General features: G+C 57.6%; 19 protein-coding genes. 7 read left to right on the forward strand and 12 right to left on the reverse strand.

Going from position 1 to position 17,766, the window contains the following annotated elements:
• Positions 1–27: 27 nt before the first annotated feature.
• From ilvN to ENTMO_RS0101520, 5 genes are all read right to left on the reverse strand, one after another.
• The gene (gene ilvN / locus ENTMO_RS0101505) at positions 28–315 is read right to left on the reverse strand and encodes an acetolactate synthase small subunit (protein ID WP_010426528.1); all 288 of its coding nucleotides are present in this window, start codon (positions 313–315) and stop codon (positions 28–30) included.
• A gap of 3 nt (positions 316–318) precedes the next feature.
• Positions 319–2,007, reverse strand: coding sequence for an acetolactate synthase large subunit (gene ilvB / locus ENTMO_RS0101510; RefSeq protein WP_010426529.1), 1,689 nt, complete (start codon positions 2,005–2,007; stop codon positions 319–321).
• 106 nt (positions 2,008–2,113) lie between these two features.
• The gene (ivbL, locus tag ENTMO_RS26030) at positions 2,114–2,212 is read right to left on the reverse strand and encodes an ilvB operon leader peptide IvbL (RefSeq protein ID WP_057979964.1); all 99 of its coding nucleotides are present in this window, start codon (positions 2,210–2,212) and stop codon (positions 2,114–2,116) included.
• Positions 2,213–2,359: 147 nt separating this feature from the next.
• The gene (locus tag ENTMO_RS0101515; protein WP_157133700.1) at positions 2,360–2,779 is read right to left on the reverse strand and encodes a helix-turn-helix domain-containing protein; all 420 of its coding nucleotides are present in this window, start codon (positions 2,777–2,779) and stop codon (positions 2,360–2,362) included.
• Positions 2,776–3,090, reverse strand: coding sequence for a type II toxin-antitoxin system HigB family toxin (locus ENTMO_RS0101520; protein ID WP_010426531.1), 315 nt, complete (start codon positions 3,088–3,090; stop codon positions 2,776–2,778). The genes ENTMO_RS0101515 and ENTMO_RS0101520 overlap by 4 nt, the downstream gene beginning before the upstream one ends.
• 486 nt (positions 3,091–3,576) lie before the next feature.
• On the opposite strand from ENTMO_RS0101520, the gene tisB reads away from it, so the two are divergent.
• The 4 genes from tisB to emrD all read left to right on the forward strand — a co-directional run bounded on the left by tisB (position 3,577) and on the right by emrD (position 6,434).
• On the forward strand, positions 3,577–3,666 hold the full coding sequence (gene tisB / locus ENTMO_RS24880) for a type I toxin-antitoxin system toxin TisB (protein WP_023309830.1): 90 nt from the start codon (positions 3,577–3,579) through the stop codon (positions 3,664–3,666).
• 64 nt (positions 3,667–3,730) lie between these two features.
• Positions 3,731–4,177, forward strand: coding sequence for a GNAT family N-acetyltransferase (locus tag ENTMO_RS0101535; RefSeq protein ID WP_010426532.1), 447 nt, complete (start codon positions 3,731–3,733; stop codon positions 4,175–4,177).
• 62 nt (positions 4,178–4,239) lie between these two features.
• Positions 4,240–5,073 carry an EamA family transporter gene (locus ENTMO_RS0101540; protein WP_010426533.1) on the forward strand — a complete coding sequence of 278 codons (834 nt, stop codon included), beginning with the start codon at positions 4,240–4,242 and terminating at the stop codon, positions 5,071–5,073.
• Between the two features lie 176 nt (positions 5,074–5,249).
• Positions 5,250–6,434, forward strand: coding sequence for a multidrug efflux MFS transporter EmrD (emrD, locus tag ENTMO_RS0101545; RefSeq protein WP_041951340.1), 1,185 nt, complete (start codon positions 5,250–5,252; stop codon positions 6,432–6,434).
• Here the strand turns inward: emrD and ENTMO_RS0101550 are convergent.
• Both ENTMO_RS0101550 and dsdC read right to left on the reverse strand, forming a co-directional pair.
• Entirely contained in the window at positions 6,337–7,425 is a 1,089-nt protein-coding gene (locus tag ENTMO_RS0101550; protein WP_010426535.1) for a cellulase family glycosylhydrolase, read from the reverse strand. The genes emrD and ENTMO_RS0101550 overlap by 98 nt on opposite strands.
• 84 nt (positions 7,426–7,509) lie before the next feature.
• Positions 7,510–8,436 carry a DNA-binding transcriptional regulator DsdC gene (gene dsdC / locus ENTMO_RS0101555; RefSeq protein WP_010426536.1) on the reverse strand — a complete coding sequence of 309 codons (927 nt, stop codon included), beginning with the start codon at positions 8,434–8,436 and terminating at the stop codon, positions 7,510–7,512.
• A 204-nt stretch (positions 8,437–8,640) separates the two neighbouring features.
• Here dsdC and dsdX point away from each other — a divergent pair, with 204 nt between their 5' ends.
• Both dsdX and dsdA read left to right on the forward strand, forming a co-directional pair.
• Positions 8,641–9,978 (forward strand): D-serine transporter DsdX, encoded by a 1,338-nt coding sequence (gene dsdX, locus ENTMO_RS0101560; protein ID WP_010426537.1) that lies wholly within the window; start codon positions 8,641–8,643, stop codon positions 9,976–9,978.
• A gap of 17 nt (positions 9,979–9,995) precedes the next feature.
• Positions 9,996–11,282, forward strand: a complete 1,287-nt coding sequence (gene dsdA / locus ENTMO_RS0101565; protein WP_010426538.1) for a D-serine ammonia-lyase — start codon at positions 9,996–9,998, stop codon at positions 11,280–11,282.
• Positions 11,283–11,314: 32 nt separating this feature from the next.
• Here dsdA and ENTMO_RS0101570 read toward each other — a convergent pair whose 3' ends face one another.
• The 4 genes from ENTMO_RS0101570 to ENTMO_RS0101585 all read right to left on the reverse strand — a co-directional run bounded on the left by ENTMO_RS0101570 (position 11,315) and on the right by ENTMO_RS0101585 (position 15,033).
• Positions 11,315–11,662, reverse strand: a complete 348-nt coding sequence (locus tag ENTMO_RS0101570; RefSeq protein ID WP_010426539.1) for a DUF202 domain-containing protein — start codon at positions 11,660–11,662, stop codon at positions 11,315–11,317.
• Complete coding sequence (locus tag ENTMO_RS0101575) at positions 11,652–11,999, reverse strand: YidH family protein (RefSeq protein ID WP_010426540.1); 348 nt, start codon at positions 11,997–11,999, stop codon at positions 11,652–11,654. The genes ENTMO_RS0101570 and ENTMO_RS0101575 overlap by 11 nt, the downstream gene beginning before the upstream one ends.
• A gap of 92 nt (positions 12,000–12,091) precedes the next feature.
• Positions 12,092–13,414: a 6-phospho-alpha-glucosidase gene (locus tag ENTMO_RS0101580; protein WP_010426541.1), complete on the reverse strand. Its 1,323-nt coding sequence runs from the start codon at positions 13,412–13,414 to the stop codon at positions 12,092–12,094.
• Positions 13,411–15,033, reverse strand: coding sequence for an alpha-glucoside-specific PTS transporter subunit IIBC (locus tag ENTMO_RS0101585; protein ID WP_010426542.1), 1,623 nt, complete (start codon positions 15,031–15,033; stop codon positions 13,411–13,413). Before ENTMO_RS0101585 ends, ENTMO_RS0101580 begins: the two co-directional genes overlap by 4 nt.
• Before the next feature lie 221 nt (positions 15,034–15,254).
• Here ENTMO_RS0101585 and ENTMO_RS0101590 point away from each other — a divergent pair, with 221 nt between their 5' ends.
• The gene (locus ENTMO_RS0101590; RefSeq protein WP_010426543.1) at positions 15,255–16,001 is read left to right on the forward strand and encodes a GntR family transcriptional regulator; all 747 of its coding nucleotides are present in this window, start codon (positions 15,255–15,257) and stop codon (positions 15,999–16,001) included.
• Here ENTMO_RS0101590 and ENTMO_RS0101595 read toward each other — a convergent pair.
• Positions 15,969–17,630, reverse strand: coding sequence for a putative transporter (locus tag ENTMO_RS0101595; RefSeq protein ID WP_010426544.1), 1,662 nt, complete (start codon positions 17,628–17,630; stop codon positions 15,969–15,971). The two genes, ENTMO_RS0101590 and ENTMO_RS0101595, sit on opposite strands and share 33 nt — an antisense overlap.
• Between the last annotated feature and the right edge of the window lie 136 nt (positions 17,631–17,766).

Raw genomic sequence — 17,766 nt, forward strand, 5'->3', positions numbered from 1 at the left:
GAGCGAAAGGCGCTTACCTTAAGCGATTTACTCGAAAAACACCGCAATTTTGTTAAACATGGTGGGATCGGACTGATTGCGTGCCACTTTGGTGACATCTTCCAGCTTGTCGATCTGCGCCATCATCTGCTCCAGACGCTGATCGTCATTGACCAGTAGCCAGATGCGGCTGTGCTCGCTGCCCTGAATCGGCAGACAAAGAATGCCTTCCACGTTAAACGCACGGCGGGCAAACAGCCCACAAACGTGCGTCATGACGCCAGGGTGGTTGCGGACGGTGAGTTCCAGAATGACGTTATCATGTTGTTTCTGCATGGTTTATTCTCCCACCATCTCAGTATTTGCCGCTCCCGGCGGCACCATCGGATACACTTTTTGTTCAGGGTCGATACGCACGTGGATCAGCGCCGGGCCGGGGCGAGAAATCGCCGCCTGCAGCGCCGCGTGGGCATCCTCTTCGGCGTTCAGATCGCAGGTATGCAGGCCAAAACCGGCGGCAATCTGCATAAAGTTAATCATCCCCGGATAGGTCGCCGCAAACACGCCCTGCTTGTAGAACAGGCTCTGCTGCTGGTGCACCAGCCCCAGCGCCTCGTTGTTCATCAGGATAATTTTCACGTCTAACTGGTTTTCGGCCGCAGTCGCCATTTCCTGAATGTTCATCATCAGGCTACCGTCGCCGGAGAAGCAGATGACCTTGCGGTCCGGATTGGCGAGTGCTGCACCCACGGCTGCGGGCAGGCCAAAGCCCATGGTGCCCAGACCGCCGGAAGTCAGCCACTGGCGCGGACGGTTCAGCGGGTAGGCCTGAGCGGTCCACATCTGGTGCTGGCCCACGTCGGTGGTGATAATCGCGCTGTCGTCCACGCAGGCGGCCACGGCGTTGATCAGCCCGTAGTGGCTCAGCGGGTCGCCTTCGGTTGGGATGGCGCCCGGGAACTCGCGCTGGAGATCGGCCACCAGCTTACGCCAGTCGGCGCGGTCGGCTGCGTCCGTCTGCGGGATCAGCTGCGCCAGCACCTCTGCCACGTCGCCCTGAATCGCCACGTGCGGCTGCTTGATTTTACCCAACTCGGCGCGGTCGATATCCACGTGAATGATTTTGGCGTTCGGGCAGAACTGCTCGGTTTTGCCGATCGCCCGGTCATCAAAACGTGCGCCCATAACGATCAGCAAATCCGCTTCTTGCAGGATGTAGTTAGTGCTGCGCGCGCCGTGCATGCCCAGCATGCCGAGAGAGAGCGGGTGCGCTTTTGGCAGCATGCCCAGCGCCATCAGGGTCATGGTGGTCGGCAGGTTGGCTTTTTCCGCAAACTGGCGGATTTCATCCGCGGCGTTAATCGCTCCGCCGCCCAGATAGAGCACCGGACGTTTGGCGGCGTTAATCATGGCGGCGGCATCGCGCACGCTCTCAGCGCTGAATTCTGGCGCGGGGGCACGGTCGCCCGGCTCCGGCAGCACGTCGATCTCGATCTCTGCGGTCTGGACATCCTTAGGAATGTCTATCCACACCGGGCCCGGGCGGCCAGACTGCGCAATGCGGAACGCATCGCTGATAACCTGAGGAAGCTCGGCGATGTCGCGAACTAAATAGTTATGTTTGGTGATGGGGATAGAGATGCCGTAGGTATCCACTTCCTGGAATGCATCGGTACCGATCATTGAAGACGGCACCTGGCCGGTAATGCAGATCAGCGGAATGGAGTCGAGGCGCGCGTCGGCGATGGCGGTCACCAGGTTGGTTGCGCCCGGGCCGCTGCAGGCCATGCAGACCGCCGGTTTGCCCTGCGTACGCGCCATGCCCTGAGCGATAAAGCCTGCCCCCTGCTCGTGACGCGCCAGCACGTGCCGGATCTGCGTGCTTTGGCTCAACGCGTCGTACAGCGGCAGCACCGTGCCGCCCGGGATACCCGCAACGGTAGTGATGCCCTGTCGTTCCAGCAAATGAACGATCAACTGCGCGCCGGTGAAACGCGTATTCGTGGATGTTGTGCCCGAAATTGCCATGCTCCAGTCCTTTTCTTCTGGGCCGACTTTCCGGGGAGGCTCTTAAACGAAAAACCCCGCCCGGTTTGCGCCGGCGGGGTTTTGGATTCGTGTGTTGATCCAGTCCCTACGGCGCATTGCCGACGACCACCACCACACGCACGACGACCACTGCGGCTGGTTGCGCAGTTTTTAGTAGGGTCGAAGTGAAGATGGATGAAGTCATTGGGGACCTGTGTTTGGAATCATTGATTGAATTTATACAAACACAGGTTTTCGGGCATGACAATGGAAATATTTTCATCTGCGCAAAAATGCGTCAGGGATCACGTTTCGTTTGTTGAGTGATGACACTTAAAAAGTCGGTTTTAACTCACTCAATAAACAGAGCAGGTGATACCCCAAATCTGGCCGCGAGCTTTTTAATATGGTTCAGCGTAAGCTGCCTTTGACCATTCAATACCCGTGAAACCATTGATTTACTGCCAATTTCATCCTGAAAATCCGATATCGTCAGGCTGTACTGATCCATCAAAGTTCTTAAAACCGCAATACCGACAGGAACGGACTCCATCTCCTTGCGTAATGCAACTATCTCTGGCCGATTGGCTTCGTAACGGCTAATCCTGGCGCACACAATATCCAGCAGGGGGCTATCGGGCTCGTTCATGAGCAGATACTCAACCAGCTCAAGCGCATCTTTATAATCTTTCTCGCTCGGCTGTTCACCCAGTAAAGGAACGGCCGCAACAAGGGCATGCGTAGCTTTCATTGCATCAGCGACGATCATCATTTCTTCCCCTTAGTGCGATGTTTCTCCGTAAAACGGTCATATTCCTTATGAGTAAAAACATGGCGCACATAAAACTTTTGGCTTTCAAAGAAGCTGAGAGCCACTACTCTGAGATTGTTGTTTGCAATATCAATAACATAATGCTTATCCATATACTTAAAGTTATCCAGCGTCGGAAACAGTTTTTTCAGCGCAGCAGGCGTCGGACAATGACTCTTTTCTATGGTGCGGCCCAAAAAGAGGAGTTCTTCTTTGTGCTGCGGAAACTGAGTTACCGCATCCAAAATAGCTTTCAGAGAGATTAAACGCATACTGCATGCCTGCCGCGTCCGTTGCCATTATGGCAATGATGACATTCATTGCCAATAAGTCAACAGCCATCTTTTTTGAGAAGACCAGAAAACAAAAAACCCCGCCTAAGCGAGGTTTTTATCAGGGTTTTGCGGTTGGTCGCCGCAGAACACACTGTGTTACGTCAACGCGAAAAGTATACGCGATCGAAGAGGAACGCGCAATTCCGGCACGGATTTTGACGTTTTTGAGTATGAATCGCCTTCCAAATTTTGTCCACAAAATACTGTTCATGCATACAGTATTTATCTATACTGAGGGTGTTCGCAGTGAGCGAGGGGGCCGCAGTTCTACCGGCGCAACGAAGTCCTGGCTGAAACGGGTGGTGCCGTCAGTGCCTTAACCCCCTGAAGTGAGCACACTGTGTTACGTCAATCCAGGTGCTGGCAACAGGCGGCGGAAAGGTACGCCAGCATCGTGCTCCTTTTAACCAAAAGGAGACGCGTATGAGCGTAGTGGATATGGTGATACTTATCCTCAAACTCATTGTTGCAGTACTGCAACTGCTTGATGCTGTCCTGAAATTCCTTCGGTAATTCAGGTTCAAGTCGCACCTGAGAGGGGCGGGCAACCGCCCCTCTTTAATAACGAGGGAATGCTATGTCGCGTCTGTTAATTGAGCCTGTCACACCGGATGAGCCGGGGTATATCGCCCTGAAAGCGGAAAGTATCGCATTGAATTTCAACATGCTGCGCAGGCTGGAAGAGAACTGGCAGCGTGGCGAGAACCGCTTTAACGCGCCGGGTGAAAAGCTGCTGGGTGCGTTTCTTAACGGCAAGCTGGTCGGCGTGTGCGGCCTCAACCGCGATCCGTTCAGCCAGCAGCCGCGCGCCGGACGTATTCGCCATCTCTACGTCAGCGAGAAGTGTCGCGGGCTGGGCATTGGCAAACAGCTTTTGACCGTGGTAATGGCCGATGCCAGCATCTGGTTTGATTTCCTGAATACCCATGCGCCGGACAGTGCCTGCGGGTTTTATAATCGGGCGGGTTTTACGATGGTCTCAGACGAACCGCGGGTGACACACCGCCTTTTTTGTGCGGTGTAACCGGCTGGCAGCATCAGGATGTGAATGTTACAGTTGAGTGACAATTCATCATCTGATACGCCATGACCCTCACCGTTTTCTGCATTTTACTCTTCGCCGCGCTGCTGCATGCCAGCTGGAACGCCATCGTTAAAGCCGGAACGGACAAGCTCTATTCTGCAATAAGCGTCAGCGGCTCCGCCACGGTTATCGCTCTGGTCTTACTGCCGTTTTCTCCACAGCCATCTGCTGCAAGCTGGCCGTTTTTGATTGTCTCCTGTGCCTTACAGGTGGTGTACACCGTGCTGGTAGCGAAGACCTATCAGGTCTCTGACATGAGCCAGACCTATCCGCTGATGCGCGGCACCGCCCCGCTGCTGGTGGCGCTGATCAGCGTGCTGGCGCTCGGCGATAGCCTCTCATGGCTCGCCTGGTCCGGCATTGGCGTGATCTGCCTGTCGATTCTCATTATGGCGATGCATGGCCGCATGCAGTCACGCAAAGGGATCTGGCTGGCGCTGCTGAACGCCTGTTTCATCGCAGGCTACACGCTGGTGGATGGCACCGGCGTGCGGCTTTCCGACACCGCGCTGGGCTATACGCTGTGGACCTTCTTTATGAACGGTTTCTGCCTGCTAAGCTGGGCGATGGTAGCGCGTCGGCGCGAGGCGTCCGGCTACCTGCGCCTGCACTGGAAAAAGGGATTACTCGGCGGCGTTGGCACCATGGGATCTTACGGTCTGGCGCTCTGGGCGATGACCCAGGCCCCGCTGGCAGTGGTCGCGGCGCTGCGTGAAACCTCCATTCTCTTTGGGGCACTGATCGCGTTTGTCCTTTTAAAAGAGAAGGTTGCCGGTCTGCGCATCGCCGCGGCACTCGGTATTGCTGGCGGTGCCATTCTGCTGCGCCTGGCGTAAATCACTGGCAACATTAGTTGCCATTCTTGTTTACAAATCCTGCCTTACCCGGTTTTTTCATTCCCCACGACAATGCTTAAATTGTCATCTCATTGTGGTAGATTCCTCGCGCATTTATGGGAATGCACAGTCACTTATTCTTCATTTCTCTCTTTTGGGCAAAAGTATTCAGCGACATGAAAAAACAAAGGAACGTTAACTTATTGTTGATGCTGGTGTTACTGGTGGCCGTCGGTCAGATGGCGCAAACCATCTACCTTCCGGCGATTGCCGACATGGCAAAGGAATTGAACGTCCGCGAGGGCGCGGTGCAGAGCGTAATGGCAGCCTACCTGCTGACCTATGGCGTTTCGCAACTCTTTTACGGCCCGCTGTCCGACCGCGTCGGACGTCGTCCGGTGATCCTGGTGGGCATGAGCATTTTCATGGTGGCGACGGTGATTGCCATTACCACGCACAGCCTGACTGTGCTGATTGCCGCAAGCGCCCTACAGGGTGTCGGCACCGGCGTTGGCGGGGTGATGGCGCGAACCTTACCGCGCGACATGTATCAGGGCACCCAGCTCCGTCATGCCAACAGTCTGTTGAACATGGGTATTCTGGTCAGCCCCCTTCTCGCCCCGCTGATTGGCGGCCTGCTGGACACGATGTGGTCCTGGCGCGCCTGCTACGCCTTCCTGCTGGTGCTGTGCGTGATTGTCACCTTCAGCATGGCGCGCTGGATGCCGGAAACGCGCCCGCAGGACGCGCCGCGCACGAAGCTCATTACCAGCTATAAGACGCTGTTCGGTAACGGATCGTTTACCTGCTACCTGCTGATGCTGATCGGCCGCCTGGCGGGTATCGCGGTGTTCGAAGCCTGCTCCGGCGTGCTGCTGGGCGCGGGGCTGGGCCTGAGCAGCATGGTGGTGAGTATTCTGTTTATTCTGCCGATCCCGGCGGCGTTTTTCGGCGCGTGGTTTGCCGGACGCCCGAACAAACGCTTCTCAACCCTGATGTGGCAGTCGGTGATCAGCTGCCTGCTGGCGGGTCTGATGATGTGGATCCCGGGGCTGTTCGGCGTGATGACGGTCTGGACGCTGCTCATCCCGGCGGCGCTGTTCTTCTTCGGCGCGGGCATGCTGTTCCCGCTCGCCACCAGCGGCGCGATGGAGCCGTTCCCGTTCCTTGCTGGCACGGCAGGTGCGCTGGTGGGCGGTTTGCAGAACATCGGTTCCGGCGCGCTGGCCTGGCTCTCGGCCATGATGCCGCAGACAGGGCAGGCTAGTTTGGGCCTGCTGATGACGCTGATGGGGCTGCTGATTTTACTGTGCTGGCTGCCGCTGGCGTCGCGTGTCCCGCATCACGAGCAGCCGGTTTAACCGCATGATGACCCGGCTTCTCGCCGGGTTTTTCACAGACGGGCGCAATCATCGCCTGTAGTAACGGCTCTGGCGCAGGCCGCCAGGCACCCTCTTCCCCGTCGTAAAACTGGAAGTCCGCGTTCAACGCATACGGGATTTTCGCCTTTTGCAGCTCGCAGGCCATAAAGGTGGCGAAGGCCAGCTGCGAAGCGGTTGGCGTGAGGTGGTTTGACTCCCCCACGCCCCAGCCCCCGACCCAGCTAACGTGGCCGGTTTTTTGCTGCCAGCGCAGCGCGTTATTGATGCGATTATGGATAGCCGCTTTCTCCGCCGCCGTGCCGGACGTCCACGGGTATTTACCGTTATTTTTCAGCGGCCCCCACGGGAAAATATGCCACTCCGCCAGCAGGTAGTTTTGACTGTGCGCAGGCAGCTTCAGGCTGGATAAATCCTCCGGCGCGGCACGCAGGCGTGGCGCAATAAAGATCATGCGCTGCGGGTCAATATCGTGGATCGCTTTAATGGTTTTTTCATACACGCGGTTTAGCGACGTGAGGTTGTGGTTAAGCTTGTCGGCGGGCTCATAAATGAGATCAAAACCCAGCAGCGGGTAGCTCTGACCGAAATAGTGCGCCACGGCAATCCACCAGTTGATCGCCTCTTTCTCGTTATCGGCTTTTGGGTCGTTTTTATATTCATCAGCCTGATAAGCGACTATCGGGATCACGCCATACTGCTCGCAGGCTTCTACCAGCTTGCGCAGGTGGATCAGCCGCGCTTCCGTCGGCTCATCGGCCACGCGGATGCGCACATGGGTAATGCCTTTTGCACGAAAATCCCGTACCACCAGCGGGTCGAATTCGCGTATGCCGCGCTCGGCGCGCGCCCAGTCCACATCCATCCCGACGCCCAGCTGCTGCGCATAGTGAGCAGCCGTCAGCGGCGGCTCAGCGGCAATCGCCCAGCCGGAAGAGATCAGCAACGCAGTGGCAATAAAAGGCTTTAACACGGTTTACCCTGGATAAATCAAAAGCATTACCTGTATTTAGCACGCTTTTTCACATTTGGTGTAGCGTCAAAGCGTAATAATTCTTCACCTCACCAGTTCTCTCAGCCAGCCGATAAAGGCGTCAATTTTCGGCCACTGACGGCCAGAAAGCGTTGAGATGTAATAATGCTGATGGCATTTGAGGGTTTTTTCACCAAACGGTGCAATCAACTCGCCCCGCTCGAGCCGTTTTTGCACCAGCCGCTTTCTTCCCATCGCGACGCCTACGTGGTTGATGGCCGCAATAATCGCTAAATCGGAACGATCGAAACCAATACCCGACGATGGCGGCATATTCACCGCAAAGTGCTGCGCCCAGCTCAGCCACTCATCCGTACCGGAATCATTGCTCCAGGCCTGACGGTCGTGCAGCAGCGTGCAGTGGCTGAGGTTATCGGGGTTTTTCAGCAGTTCATGCTCGCGGGCATACGCCGGCGAGCAGACGGGCAAAATCTCTTCGTCCATCAAAAAGTGATGAGAAAGGTGGTTTGGCGGCGTATCGTCGAAATAGAGCGCCAGATCGACGCCCGTTCGCTGCATATTAACGTAATCATTGCCGGTCAGAATGGTGAGTGAAATCGACGGGTAGCGGCGGGTAAAGTCCCCCAGCATCGGCACCAGCCAGCACTGGGCAATCGACGGGCGGGAGTAAACCGTCAGCGTGCCGGAGAGCGCCTGGTTTTTGATATCCAGGATCTCCTGATTCAGGGTGTCGAGGGACGATTTTAGCGTCCAGTAAACGCGCTTGCCTTCCTGCGTCAGCTCGACTTTACGGTGCGAGCGGACGAACAGCTGAATGCCCAGTTCCTCTTCCAGCAGGTTGATGCGGTGGCTCACCGCGCTGGGGCTGAGCGACAGCTCCTCCGCCGCCAGGGCGAAGGACTCATGCCGGGCAGCCACTTCAAAGGTGTACATTTTCGACAGCTGCCAGCCGTTTAACAGCCGGTTTCTGGCTTCATTTGCATCGGTCATCACAATTCTCGCGCGTAGTATCTGCGCTCAGCATACCGCTCAAGGGTGAATTTATGTGAACCTAATGCGAATTAAGTGCACTTTTTAGAATGCAGTCACTTAGTTGATCCAATCTGGCTCACCTGAACGCCAATTTATATCGTTTGTCAGCCTACGCCGTTTTTTCGTCCAATACCCACAGATGACATAAGGGTGAGGTGAGATATGGGATCTCAGGTCTGGGTTGTGGCAACGCTGCTGGTCAGCATTGTGTTGATTGTTTTAACCATCGTAAAACTGAAATTACACCCGTTTCTCGCGCTGCTGCTGGCGAGCTTTTTCGTCGGCGCGATGATGGGGATGAGCCCGCTGGATATGGTGAATGCCATCGAGAGCGGGATTGGCGGTACGCTGGGCTTCCTGGCGGCGGTGATTGGCCTGGGCACCATTCTCGGCAAAATGATGGAAGTCTCCGGCGCGGCCGAGCGCATCGGGATCGCACTGCAGCGCTGCCGCTGGCTGTCAGCGGACGTGATTATGGTGCTGGTGGGCCTTATCTGCGGCATTACCCTGTTCGTGGAAGTGGGTGTGGTACTGCTGATCCCGCTGGCGTTTTCCATCGCCAAAAAGACCCACACGTCGCTGCTCAAGCTGGCCATTCCGCTCTGTACCGCGCTGATGGCGGTGCATTGCGTGGTGCCGCCGCATCCGGCGGCGCTGTTTGTCACCAATAAACTCGGTGCAGACGTCGGAACGGTGATTGTCTACGGTCTGATGGTAGGCCTGATGGCCTCGCTGGTCGGCGGCCCGCTGTTCCTGAAACTGCTCGGCAACCGTCTGCCGTATAAGCCGGTTCCGGCGGAATTTTCAGACCTGAAGGTACGTGAAGAGCACACCCTGCCGTCGCTGGGCGCCACGCTGTTCACGGTGCTGCTGCCGATTGCCCTGATGCTGGTGAAAACCATCGCCGAGCTGAATATGGCAAAAGAAGGCACGCTGTATACGCTGCTGGAATTTATCGGCAACCCGATCACCGCCATGTTTATCGCCGTGTTTGTTGCCTACTACCTGCTGGGGATCCGCCAGCATATGGGCATGGGCACAATGCTGACGCATACCGAGCACGGCTTCGGCTCTATCGCCAACATTTTGCTGATTATCGGCGCGGGCGGCGCATTTAACGCCATTCTCAAAACCAGCGGACTGGCGGACTCGCTGGCGCATATTCTCTCGAACCTGCACATGCACCCTATCCTGCTCGCCTGGCTGGTGGCGCTGGTGCTGCATGCCGCCGTCGGCTCCGCCACGGTGGCGATGATGGGCGCCACGGCGATCGTCGCGCCGATGCTTCCGCTCTACCCGAACGTCAGCCCGGAGATCATCACCATTGCCATCGGTTCCGGCGCCATTGGCTGCACGATCGTGACCGATTCTCTCTTCTGGCTGGTGAAACAATACTGCGGCGCGACCCTGAATGAGACCTTCAAATACTATACGACGGCGACGTTTATCGCCTCGGTGCTTGCACTTGGCGGCACATTCCTGCTTTCCTTCATTATCTGAGCGCGAAGAGACGTATTATGGAAAACGCAACAATCACTACTTTAACCGCACAGTTTCCTCTGGTTGAGGATCTGATCGCCCTGAAAGAAACCACGTGGCTTAACCCGCGCACCACGACGCTTGCAGAAGGGTTGCCGTATGTCGGGCTGACCAAAGCCGACGTGGACGACGCCCACGCTCGCCTGAAACGCTTCGCGCCGTATCTGGCGAAAGCCTTCCCGGAGACGGCGGCAACGGGCGGAATTATCGAATCCGAGCTGGTCGCCATTCCGGCAATGCAGGCGCGGCTGGAGAAAGAGTCTGGCAAATCCGTTCCCGGCACGCTGCTGCTAAAAAAAGACAGCCATCTGCCGATCTCCGGCTCGATCAAAGCGCGCGGTGGCATCTATGAGGTGCTGACCCACGCGGAGAAACTGGCGCTTGAAGCCGGGTTGCTGAGCCTCGAAGACGACTACAGCGTTCTGCTGGAGCCGCGCTTTAAGGAATTCTTCAGCCAGTACAGCATCGCGGTAGGCTCAACCGGCAACCTCGGGATGTCCATCGGCATCATGAGCGCCCGCATCGGCTTTAAGGTGACGGTACATATGTCCGCCGACGCCCGCGAGTGGAAGAAAGCCAAACTGCGCAGCCATGGCGTCATCGTCGTGGAATATGAGCAGGATTACGGCGTGGCGGTAGAGCAGGGACGAAAGGCGGCGGAAAGCGATCCCAACTGCTTTTTCATCGACGATGAAAACTCGCGCACCTTATTCCTGGGCTATGCGGTGGCGGGCGAGCGCCTGAAGGCGCAGTTTGCCGAACAGGGCCGGGTGGTGGATGCGGAGCATCCGCTGTACGTCTACCTGCCGTGCGGCGTCGGCGGTGGCCCTGGCGGCGTGGCGTTTGGCCTGAAGCTGGCCTTTGGCGATAACGTTCACTGTTTCTTCGCGGAGCCAACGCACTCACCGTGCATGCTGCTGGGCGTCTACACCGGCCTGCATGATGAGATTGCCGTGCAGGATCTGGGCATTGATAACGTGACGGCAGCGGACGGCCTGGCGGTAGGACGCGCCTCCGGCTTCGTGGGCCGCGCGATGGAGCGCCTGCTCAACGGGTTCTATACGCTTTCCGACCAGAGCATGTACGACATGCTCGGCTGGCTGGCGCAGGAGGAAGGCATTCGGCTGGAACCGTCCGCGCTGGCGGGGATGGCTGGGCCGCTGCGCGTTCATTCGCATACCAACGTTACCCACCTGGTTTGGGCGACCGGCGGCGGGATGGTACCGGAAGACGAGATGGCGAAGTATCTGGCGAAAGGGAAGTAATTATGCCGGGTGGCGGCTGCGCCTTACCCGGCCTATAACTGCAAAATTTGTTGAATGTGGGTGACAGCAAACAGCAGTGACAGCGACAGCACGGCCAGGGCGATGAGGAACTTATCCCGCACCGCCTTCGGCTGTACAAAGTCATCCTGCGCCACGTCCATCAGGTTACGGCTGCGGGTATAGCGCCATAAAATAATCGCCACCAGCGCCAGCACGATAATTGAGATCCAGAATGGCCCCCCCGTGCGGTGCCAGTTGTGCTTAATCGCCAGTGCAATCAGCGCGCCATACCCCAGCAGCGTGCGCAGCCAGGCCAGTGACGTCCGCTCCGGCTGCAGGCCGGGGTCCGCTTCGCGTCGCGCTTTGCGGCTATCCGCCATAGAACACCAGTACCATTACCACGCCCGCCACCGTCAGCAGAATCGTGCTGATAATCAGCAGCCCGCGCGTATAGGGCAGATCCTGCTTCAGACGCATCGCCTTCTCATTGCGCAGCCAGCGCAGGTAGCCGTAAATCGCCAGCACGCCCGCGAACAGGCACAGCAGCAGCGCCAGCACTTCACGAATTAATGGGGTGGCAAACTCGGGGGCAAGCTGATCGAGGCCGACACCGGCGGCCAGAAAACCCAGCGCGGTGCGGATCCACGCTAAAAAAGTGCGTTCATTAGCCAGAGAGAAGCGGTAGTCCGGCGCTTCGCCGAGGCGGGAAATTTTCATGAAGGTTCCTTGTCGAGCTACGGGCAGGCTTCAGCATAGCGTAAATCGACAAGGACAAGGAGACCGGCATCGGGCGATGCCGGTCAGGACGATTAATGCAGCTCTGGCCAGTACGCTTTGTTGGCCTCGATCAGATCATCCAGAATCGCTTTCGCGACGGACGCGCTCGGCACGGTTTTCGACAGGGTGATAGCCTGCCAGAGTTTCTGGTACGAGCGCTGCTCCCAGGCATCCACCACCAGTTTTTCCACCGCCACCTGCTGGCTCATCAGCCCTTTCTGGAAGTGTGGAATATCGCCCACCGTGAGCGGTTCCGGTCCGTTATGGCCTACCAGGCACGGGATCTCCACCATCGCGTCGGCATCGAAGTTATGGATGGCCCCGTTGTTTGGCACAATCAGCAGCATCCTCTCCTGAGTGTTGAAGGCAATCGCGGTTGCCAGATCGACGATGTACGAGGCATGTTCGTCGATTTCCAGCTCACCGGCGGACGAGCTCCCGGCTTCGATAATCGCCCGGCAGGAACTGAACACGTGCTTCTCACGGTGATCCATGACCTCATTGGCGCGGGTGCGTTCCGGGTTGGAATGCGCGACCACGTAGTCCGGGAACAGGTAATACTTCAGATAGGTGTTCGGCATGGTGTCCGGATCCAGCGCCTGCACGTCTTTTGCTTTGGCAAAGGTATCGTTCCAGCTCGCTTCGGTATGCGCATCTTCCGAAGGCGGAACATAGCCGTTTTTCGCTACGTATTCCTGCAGTTTCGGCATCAGATCGTTGCCGTTGAGATCTTCAATCGACGTCCACCAGCCAAAGTGGTTCAGGCCATAGTAGCGCACGCGCATCTCTTTGCGGTCCTTCAGGCCGACAATCTGCGCCATACGCCCTTCAATGCCGATCGGCATATCGCAGATATTGAGGATTTTAGCGTTCGGACGCAGGCGGCGCGTGGCTTCCGCAACAATCGCCGCCGGGTTGGAGTAGTTCAGCATCCACGCGTTCGGGGAGTACTGCTCCATATAGTCCACCAGCTCCAGCACGCCGCCGATAGAGCGCATGCCGTAGGAAATCCCGCCAGGTCCGCAGGTTTCCTGGCCCAGCACGCCGTGGCGCAGCGGGATTTTTTCATCTTTTTCACGCATCGGGTATTTGCCCACGCGGATATGCGCCATCACGAAATCCACATCGCTAAACGCCGCTTTCGGATCGGTGGTGTAGCTGAACTCAATCTCCGGCGCCTGCTCCCTGAGGATGATTTTGCACGCTTCGGCGATGGTTTCCTGACGTGCGCCGTCGTTGTCATAAAATTTCAGGGCGCGCAGCGGGAAACGGTCACGGTTGGCTAACAGCATCAGGACGATACCAGGCGTAAAGGTGCTGCCGCCGCCTGCAATGACAACTGAGAATTTTTTCATGATATAGCCTCTGTCAGGGTGGTTTGTTCATTTGTTAAAGGAGTTTTCATCAGCGATTCCAGCTGGTCGCGCACCTGAGGAACGTGCAGGCCAACAATCACCTGAATGCCGTTGCCGCGTCGCACCACGCCGTGAGCGCCGAGGGCTTTGAAGACGTCATCGCTTTGGGTTTTCGCCATATCGACCAGGGCGATACGCAAGCGGGTGGCGCAGTTGTTAATGCTTTCGACGTTGGCCGCACCGCCGAGCGCCTGAAGGAACCCGGCAGCCTGCCCGACCTGCTGGCTGGCCGCTGCCGGGGCGGTGGTTTGCCCGCGCGCCGCCTTATAGTCGGCCTTGCTGTAGAGTTTGATTTCGCTCTCTTCCCGGCCCGGCGTTTTCAGGTTCAGACGTTCGATCAGCGTTTTGAAGACCACGAAGTAGATCCCGGTGAAGCAGACGCCGATGCCGATCTGGGTGAATACCGTCGAGGCGTGGTTATGGAACATCGGGATCCAGTTTTGCGGCAGGAACTGGTCCAGCAGGCCGCCGCCCATGTTCCCGACCACACCGAAGGCGTACATCACCGTTGCCATGGTGGCTGCCAGCACGGCGTGCACGGCAAACAGCAGCGGCGAGATAAACAGGAAGGTGAATTCGAGGGGTTCAGTAATGCCCACCAGCACGGCGGTGAGCGTAGCCGGGACCAGCAGGCCCGCCACCTTGACGCGGTTTTCCGGCGACGCGGTGTACCAGATAGCGAATGCAATCCCCACCGAGCCAAACACTTTTGAGTTGCCGTGCAGCGCGAACCCGCCTTCCGGGAAGAGGGTTTTCAGCGGCAGGGCGCTCTGGCTGAATTCCTGCAGGTGCTGCGCCCAGTAGACCTGAATACCGCCTTCCACCGCCGCCGGGCCGAAGATAAACGGACCGTAGACAAAGTGGTGCAATCCGGTTGGGATCAGAATGCGTTCCAGGAAGGTATACACCCACACGCCCAGCGCACCGGCAGAGCGCAGGAACGCCTGCAGGGACTCGATGCCCATCTGCACTTTCGGCCAGCCCAGCAGCGTCAGCCAGGCACAGGGGATCATGACGAAGAACGCGAGGATAACGACGAAGGAGCTGCCCTGGAAAATCCCCAGAAACACCGGCAGCGGCTTGTCGAAATAGCGGTTATGGATGGCGGTGACGATGCCTGAAATCACAATGGCGCCGATGATGCTGGTATCGAGCGTTTTGATCCCGGCAATCATCGCCAACCCGCTACCTGCCGTCGGTTCGGCGGAGAAGTCGACGCCAAAGAAGTGGCCCCAGGTCATCCCCATCGCGTTAATGAAGTAGTTCCAGGTCAGGAAGCTAATCAGCACCGCCAGACAGGCGCGGCCCTGCGCCTGCTTCGCCAGGCCAATCGGCAGGCCGACGGCAAAAATCAGCGGCATATTGCGAAACACCGCCCAGCCGCCCTCTTCAATGATGTGAACGATCTGCGCGAAAAGATGATCGGGGGCGGTTAAGGCTTCGCCGACAAACAGCGGGTTGCGAAGCATGATGGCGATTCCGACCACGATCCCGGCGAACGGAAACAGCAACACCGGGGTAAACATGGCACCGCCAAAACGTTGTATTTGACTGAGCATTTTTAAATCCTCATGAAACAACCTGTAGGGGTAGAGGCCTTTATGGTTTTTTGCTGGCCTGAGGTGAGCATAAGAACTTACTGATGCGCGAACATGGCGTGCCGCTGCGATTCGTGATCGCATTCATGGTTTTATTTTGACCAATCAGGTCTACTTTTAGCGGTAAACATGGACATGTCAGGACGCAATCCACGCGCTAATATGGGCAGAGAGGTCTACTGGTGATCTACAAATCTATCGCCGACAGATTGCGGCTGCGGCTGAATTCATCGGACTACAACATTGGCAGTCCGCTGCCCGGCGAAAAAGCGCTGGCGCAGGAGTTTGGCGTGGCGCGAATGACCATCCGCAAGGCGCTGGATCTGCTGGTGAGCTGGGGGCTGGTTGAGCGGCGGCACGGCAGCGGAACCTTTGTCGCACGCAAAGACGTTCACCACGAAACCACCAACCTGACCGGGCTGGTGGAGGTGCTGCGTCAGCAGGGAAAAGAGGTGCAGAGTAAGGTGCTGCAGTTCGAAGTGATGCCCGCCCCACCCGCCATCGCCAGCCAACTGCGGATTCAGGTGGATGAGCGGATCTATTTTTCCCGGCGGGTGCGCTACGTGGACGGGAAGCCGCTGATGCTGGAGGACAGCTTTATGCCGGTGAAGCTGTTTCGCAACCTCTCGCTGGCGCATCTTGAGGGGTCTAAGTTTGATTACATCGAGAAGGAGTGTGGGATCACCATCAGCGGCAACTATGAGAGCCTGACGCCGGTGCTGGCAGATAAAACGCTGGCCGGTTATATGAACCTGCCGGAACAGACGCCACTGCTGCGTATTACCTCTCTCTCCTACAGCGACAGCGGCGAGTTCCTCAATTATTCCGTGATGTTCCGCAATACCAGTGATTACCAGGTGGACTACCATCTGCGGCGCATCCACCCGGACGACCTGCTACCCCACCCCCCACAACAGCACCGCCAGTAGCTGCGGGGTGATGATACGCAGGAACATCACCAGCGGATAGACGGTGGCATAGGAGAGCGCGGCCGCGCCGCTGGTGGCGTGCAGGTTGTTGGCAAAGGCCAGCGCGGGCGGATCGGTCATGGAGCCCGCCAGCATCCCGCACAGCGTCAGGTAGTTCATTTTGGCGAACATCCGCGCCAGTATTCCCACCGTCAGCAGCGGGATCGCCGTGATGAATATGCCGTAGCCGACCCAGCTCATCCCTTCACCCTTGACCAGGGTATCGACAAAATCTCCCCCTGATTTCAGGCCGACCACCGCCAGGAACAGCACGATGCCCAGTTCGCGCAGCGCCAGGTTGGCGCTCGGCGGCATAAACCAGTAGAGCTTCCCGATACAGCCGATACGCCCGAGGATCAGCGCCATAATCAGCGGCCCGCCCGCCAGCCCTAGCTTGAGCGCCACCGGGAAGCCCGGCACGTACACCGGAATAGAGCCGAGCAGCACGCCGAGCCCGATACCGATAAACACCGGCAGCATCTGTACCTGCTGCAGTTTTTGCTGGGCGTTACCCACCATATCCGCCACGGCGTCGATGGACGACGGGCGGCCGACCAGGTTGAGGATATCCCCGAACTGCAGGCTGGCGTCCTGGCTGGCAACCAGTTCGACACCCGCACGGTTAAGGCGGGAGATCACCACGTCATAGCGCCCCTTTACCTGCAAATCGCGTATTTTCTTGCCCAAAACCTTTTCGTTGGTCACGACAACGCGCTCGACGCGCATATCGGTGCCGCGGGTTGAGAGCGAGGTATCCACTTCCTGACCAATCACCAGACGGGCGTTGTTTAAATCGCCGGGCTGACCGACCAGGTGCAGCAGATCGCCCTGCTGAATGACGGTGCCGGGCGCGGGCACCATCAGCATATCGTCACGCTTAAGGCGGGAGCAGATGATGTTAGCGCTGTTGAGGATCGGCACGTCCTGAATCGCCATATTGTTCAGGTTGGGGTTATCGACGCGAATATTGATGGTTTTGATCGGCATATGGCCGTTGGTGAGCGTGGTTTCATGATCCATCGCCTCTTTTTCAACGTTGACGCGAAACAGGACGCGTACCAGCCACATGGAGAGCAGAATGCCGCAAATGCCAAACGGATAGGCCATGGCGTAGCTCATCCCCATCTGGTCGACAATGCCAGGTTCGATACCCAAATCGCGCAGGATTTGCTGGCCCGCGCCGAGCGCTGGCGTGTTGGTGACCGCCCCGGAGAAAATGCCCAACACCACGGGCAGCGGGATATCGAAGATTTTGTGCAGGATCGCGGTGACAAGCCCGCCCATCACCACAATGCCGAGGGCAAACAGGTTGAGCCGTAGTCCGGAGACCCGAAGTGAAGCAAAAAAGCCCGGCCCGACCTGAATGCCGATGGTATAGACGAAGAGGATCAGGCCGAACTCCTGAGTAAAGTGGAGCATTTCGGCACTGAGGACCAGCCCGAGCTGGTCGGCAAAGTGCCCGACAAAAATGCCGCCAAACAGTCCCCCGCCTATCCCAAACCCGACGCCACGGATTTTGATATTCCCTATCCACAGGCCAATAACAGCGACCAGGGCCAACACGCTGACGGTTAACGCGATATCACTCATGATCCACTTCCTGTGCATAACCTTAGTTATGCTAAGGATTCTCTCAGAGCCGGATGCGATTGTATGGGCGATGGCGCACAAAAAAGCCCTGCCGGGGCAGGGCTTTATCTTTTCACCCTCTCCCTGTGGGAGAGGG

It is taken from the genome of Enterobacter mori LMG 25706, assembly GCF_000211415.1.
GTDB lineage: Bacteria > Pseudomonadota > Gammaproteobacteria > Enterobacterales > Enterobacteriaceae > Enterobacter > Enterobacter mori.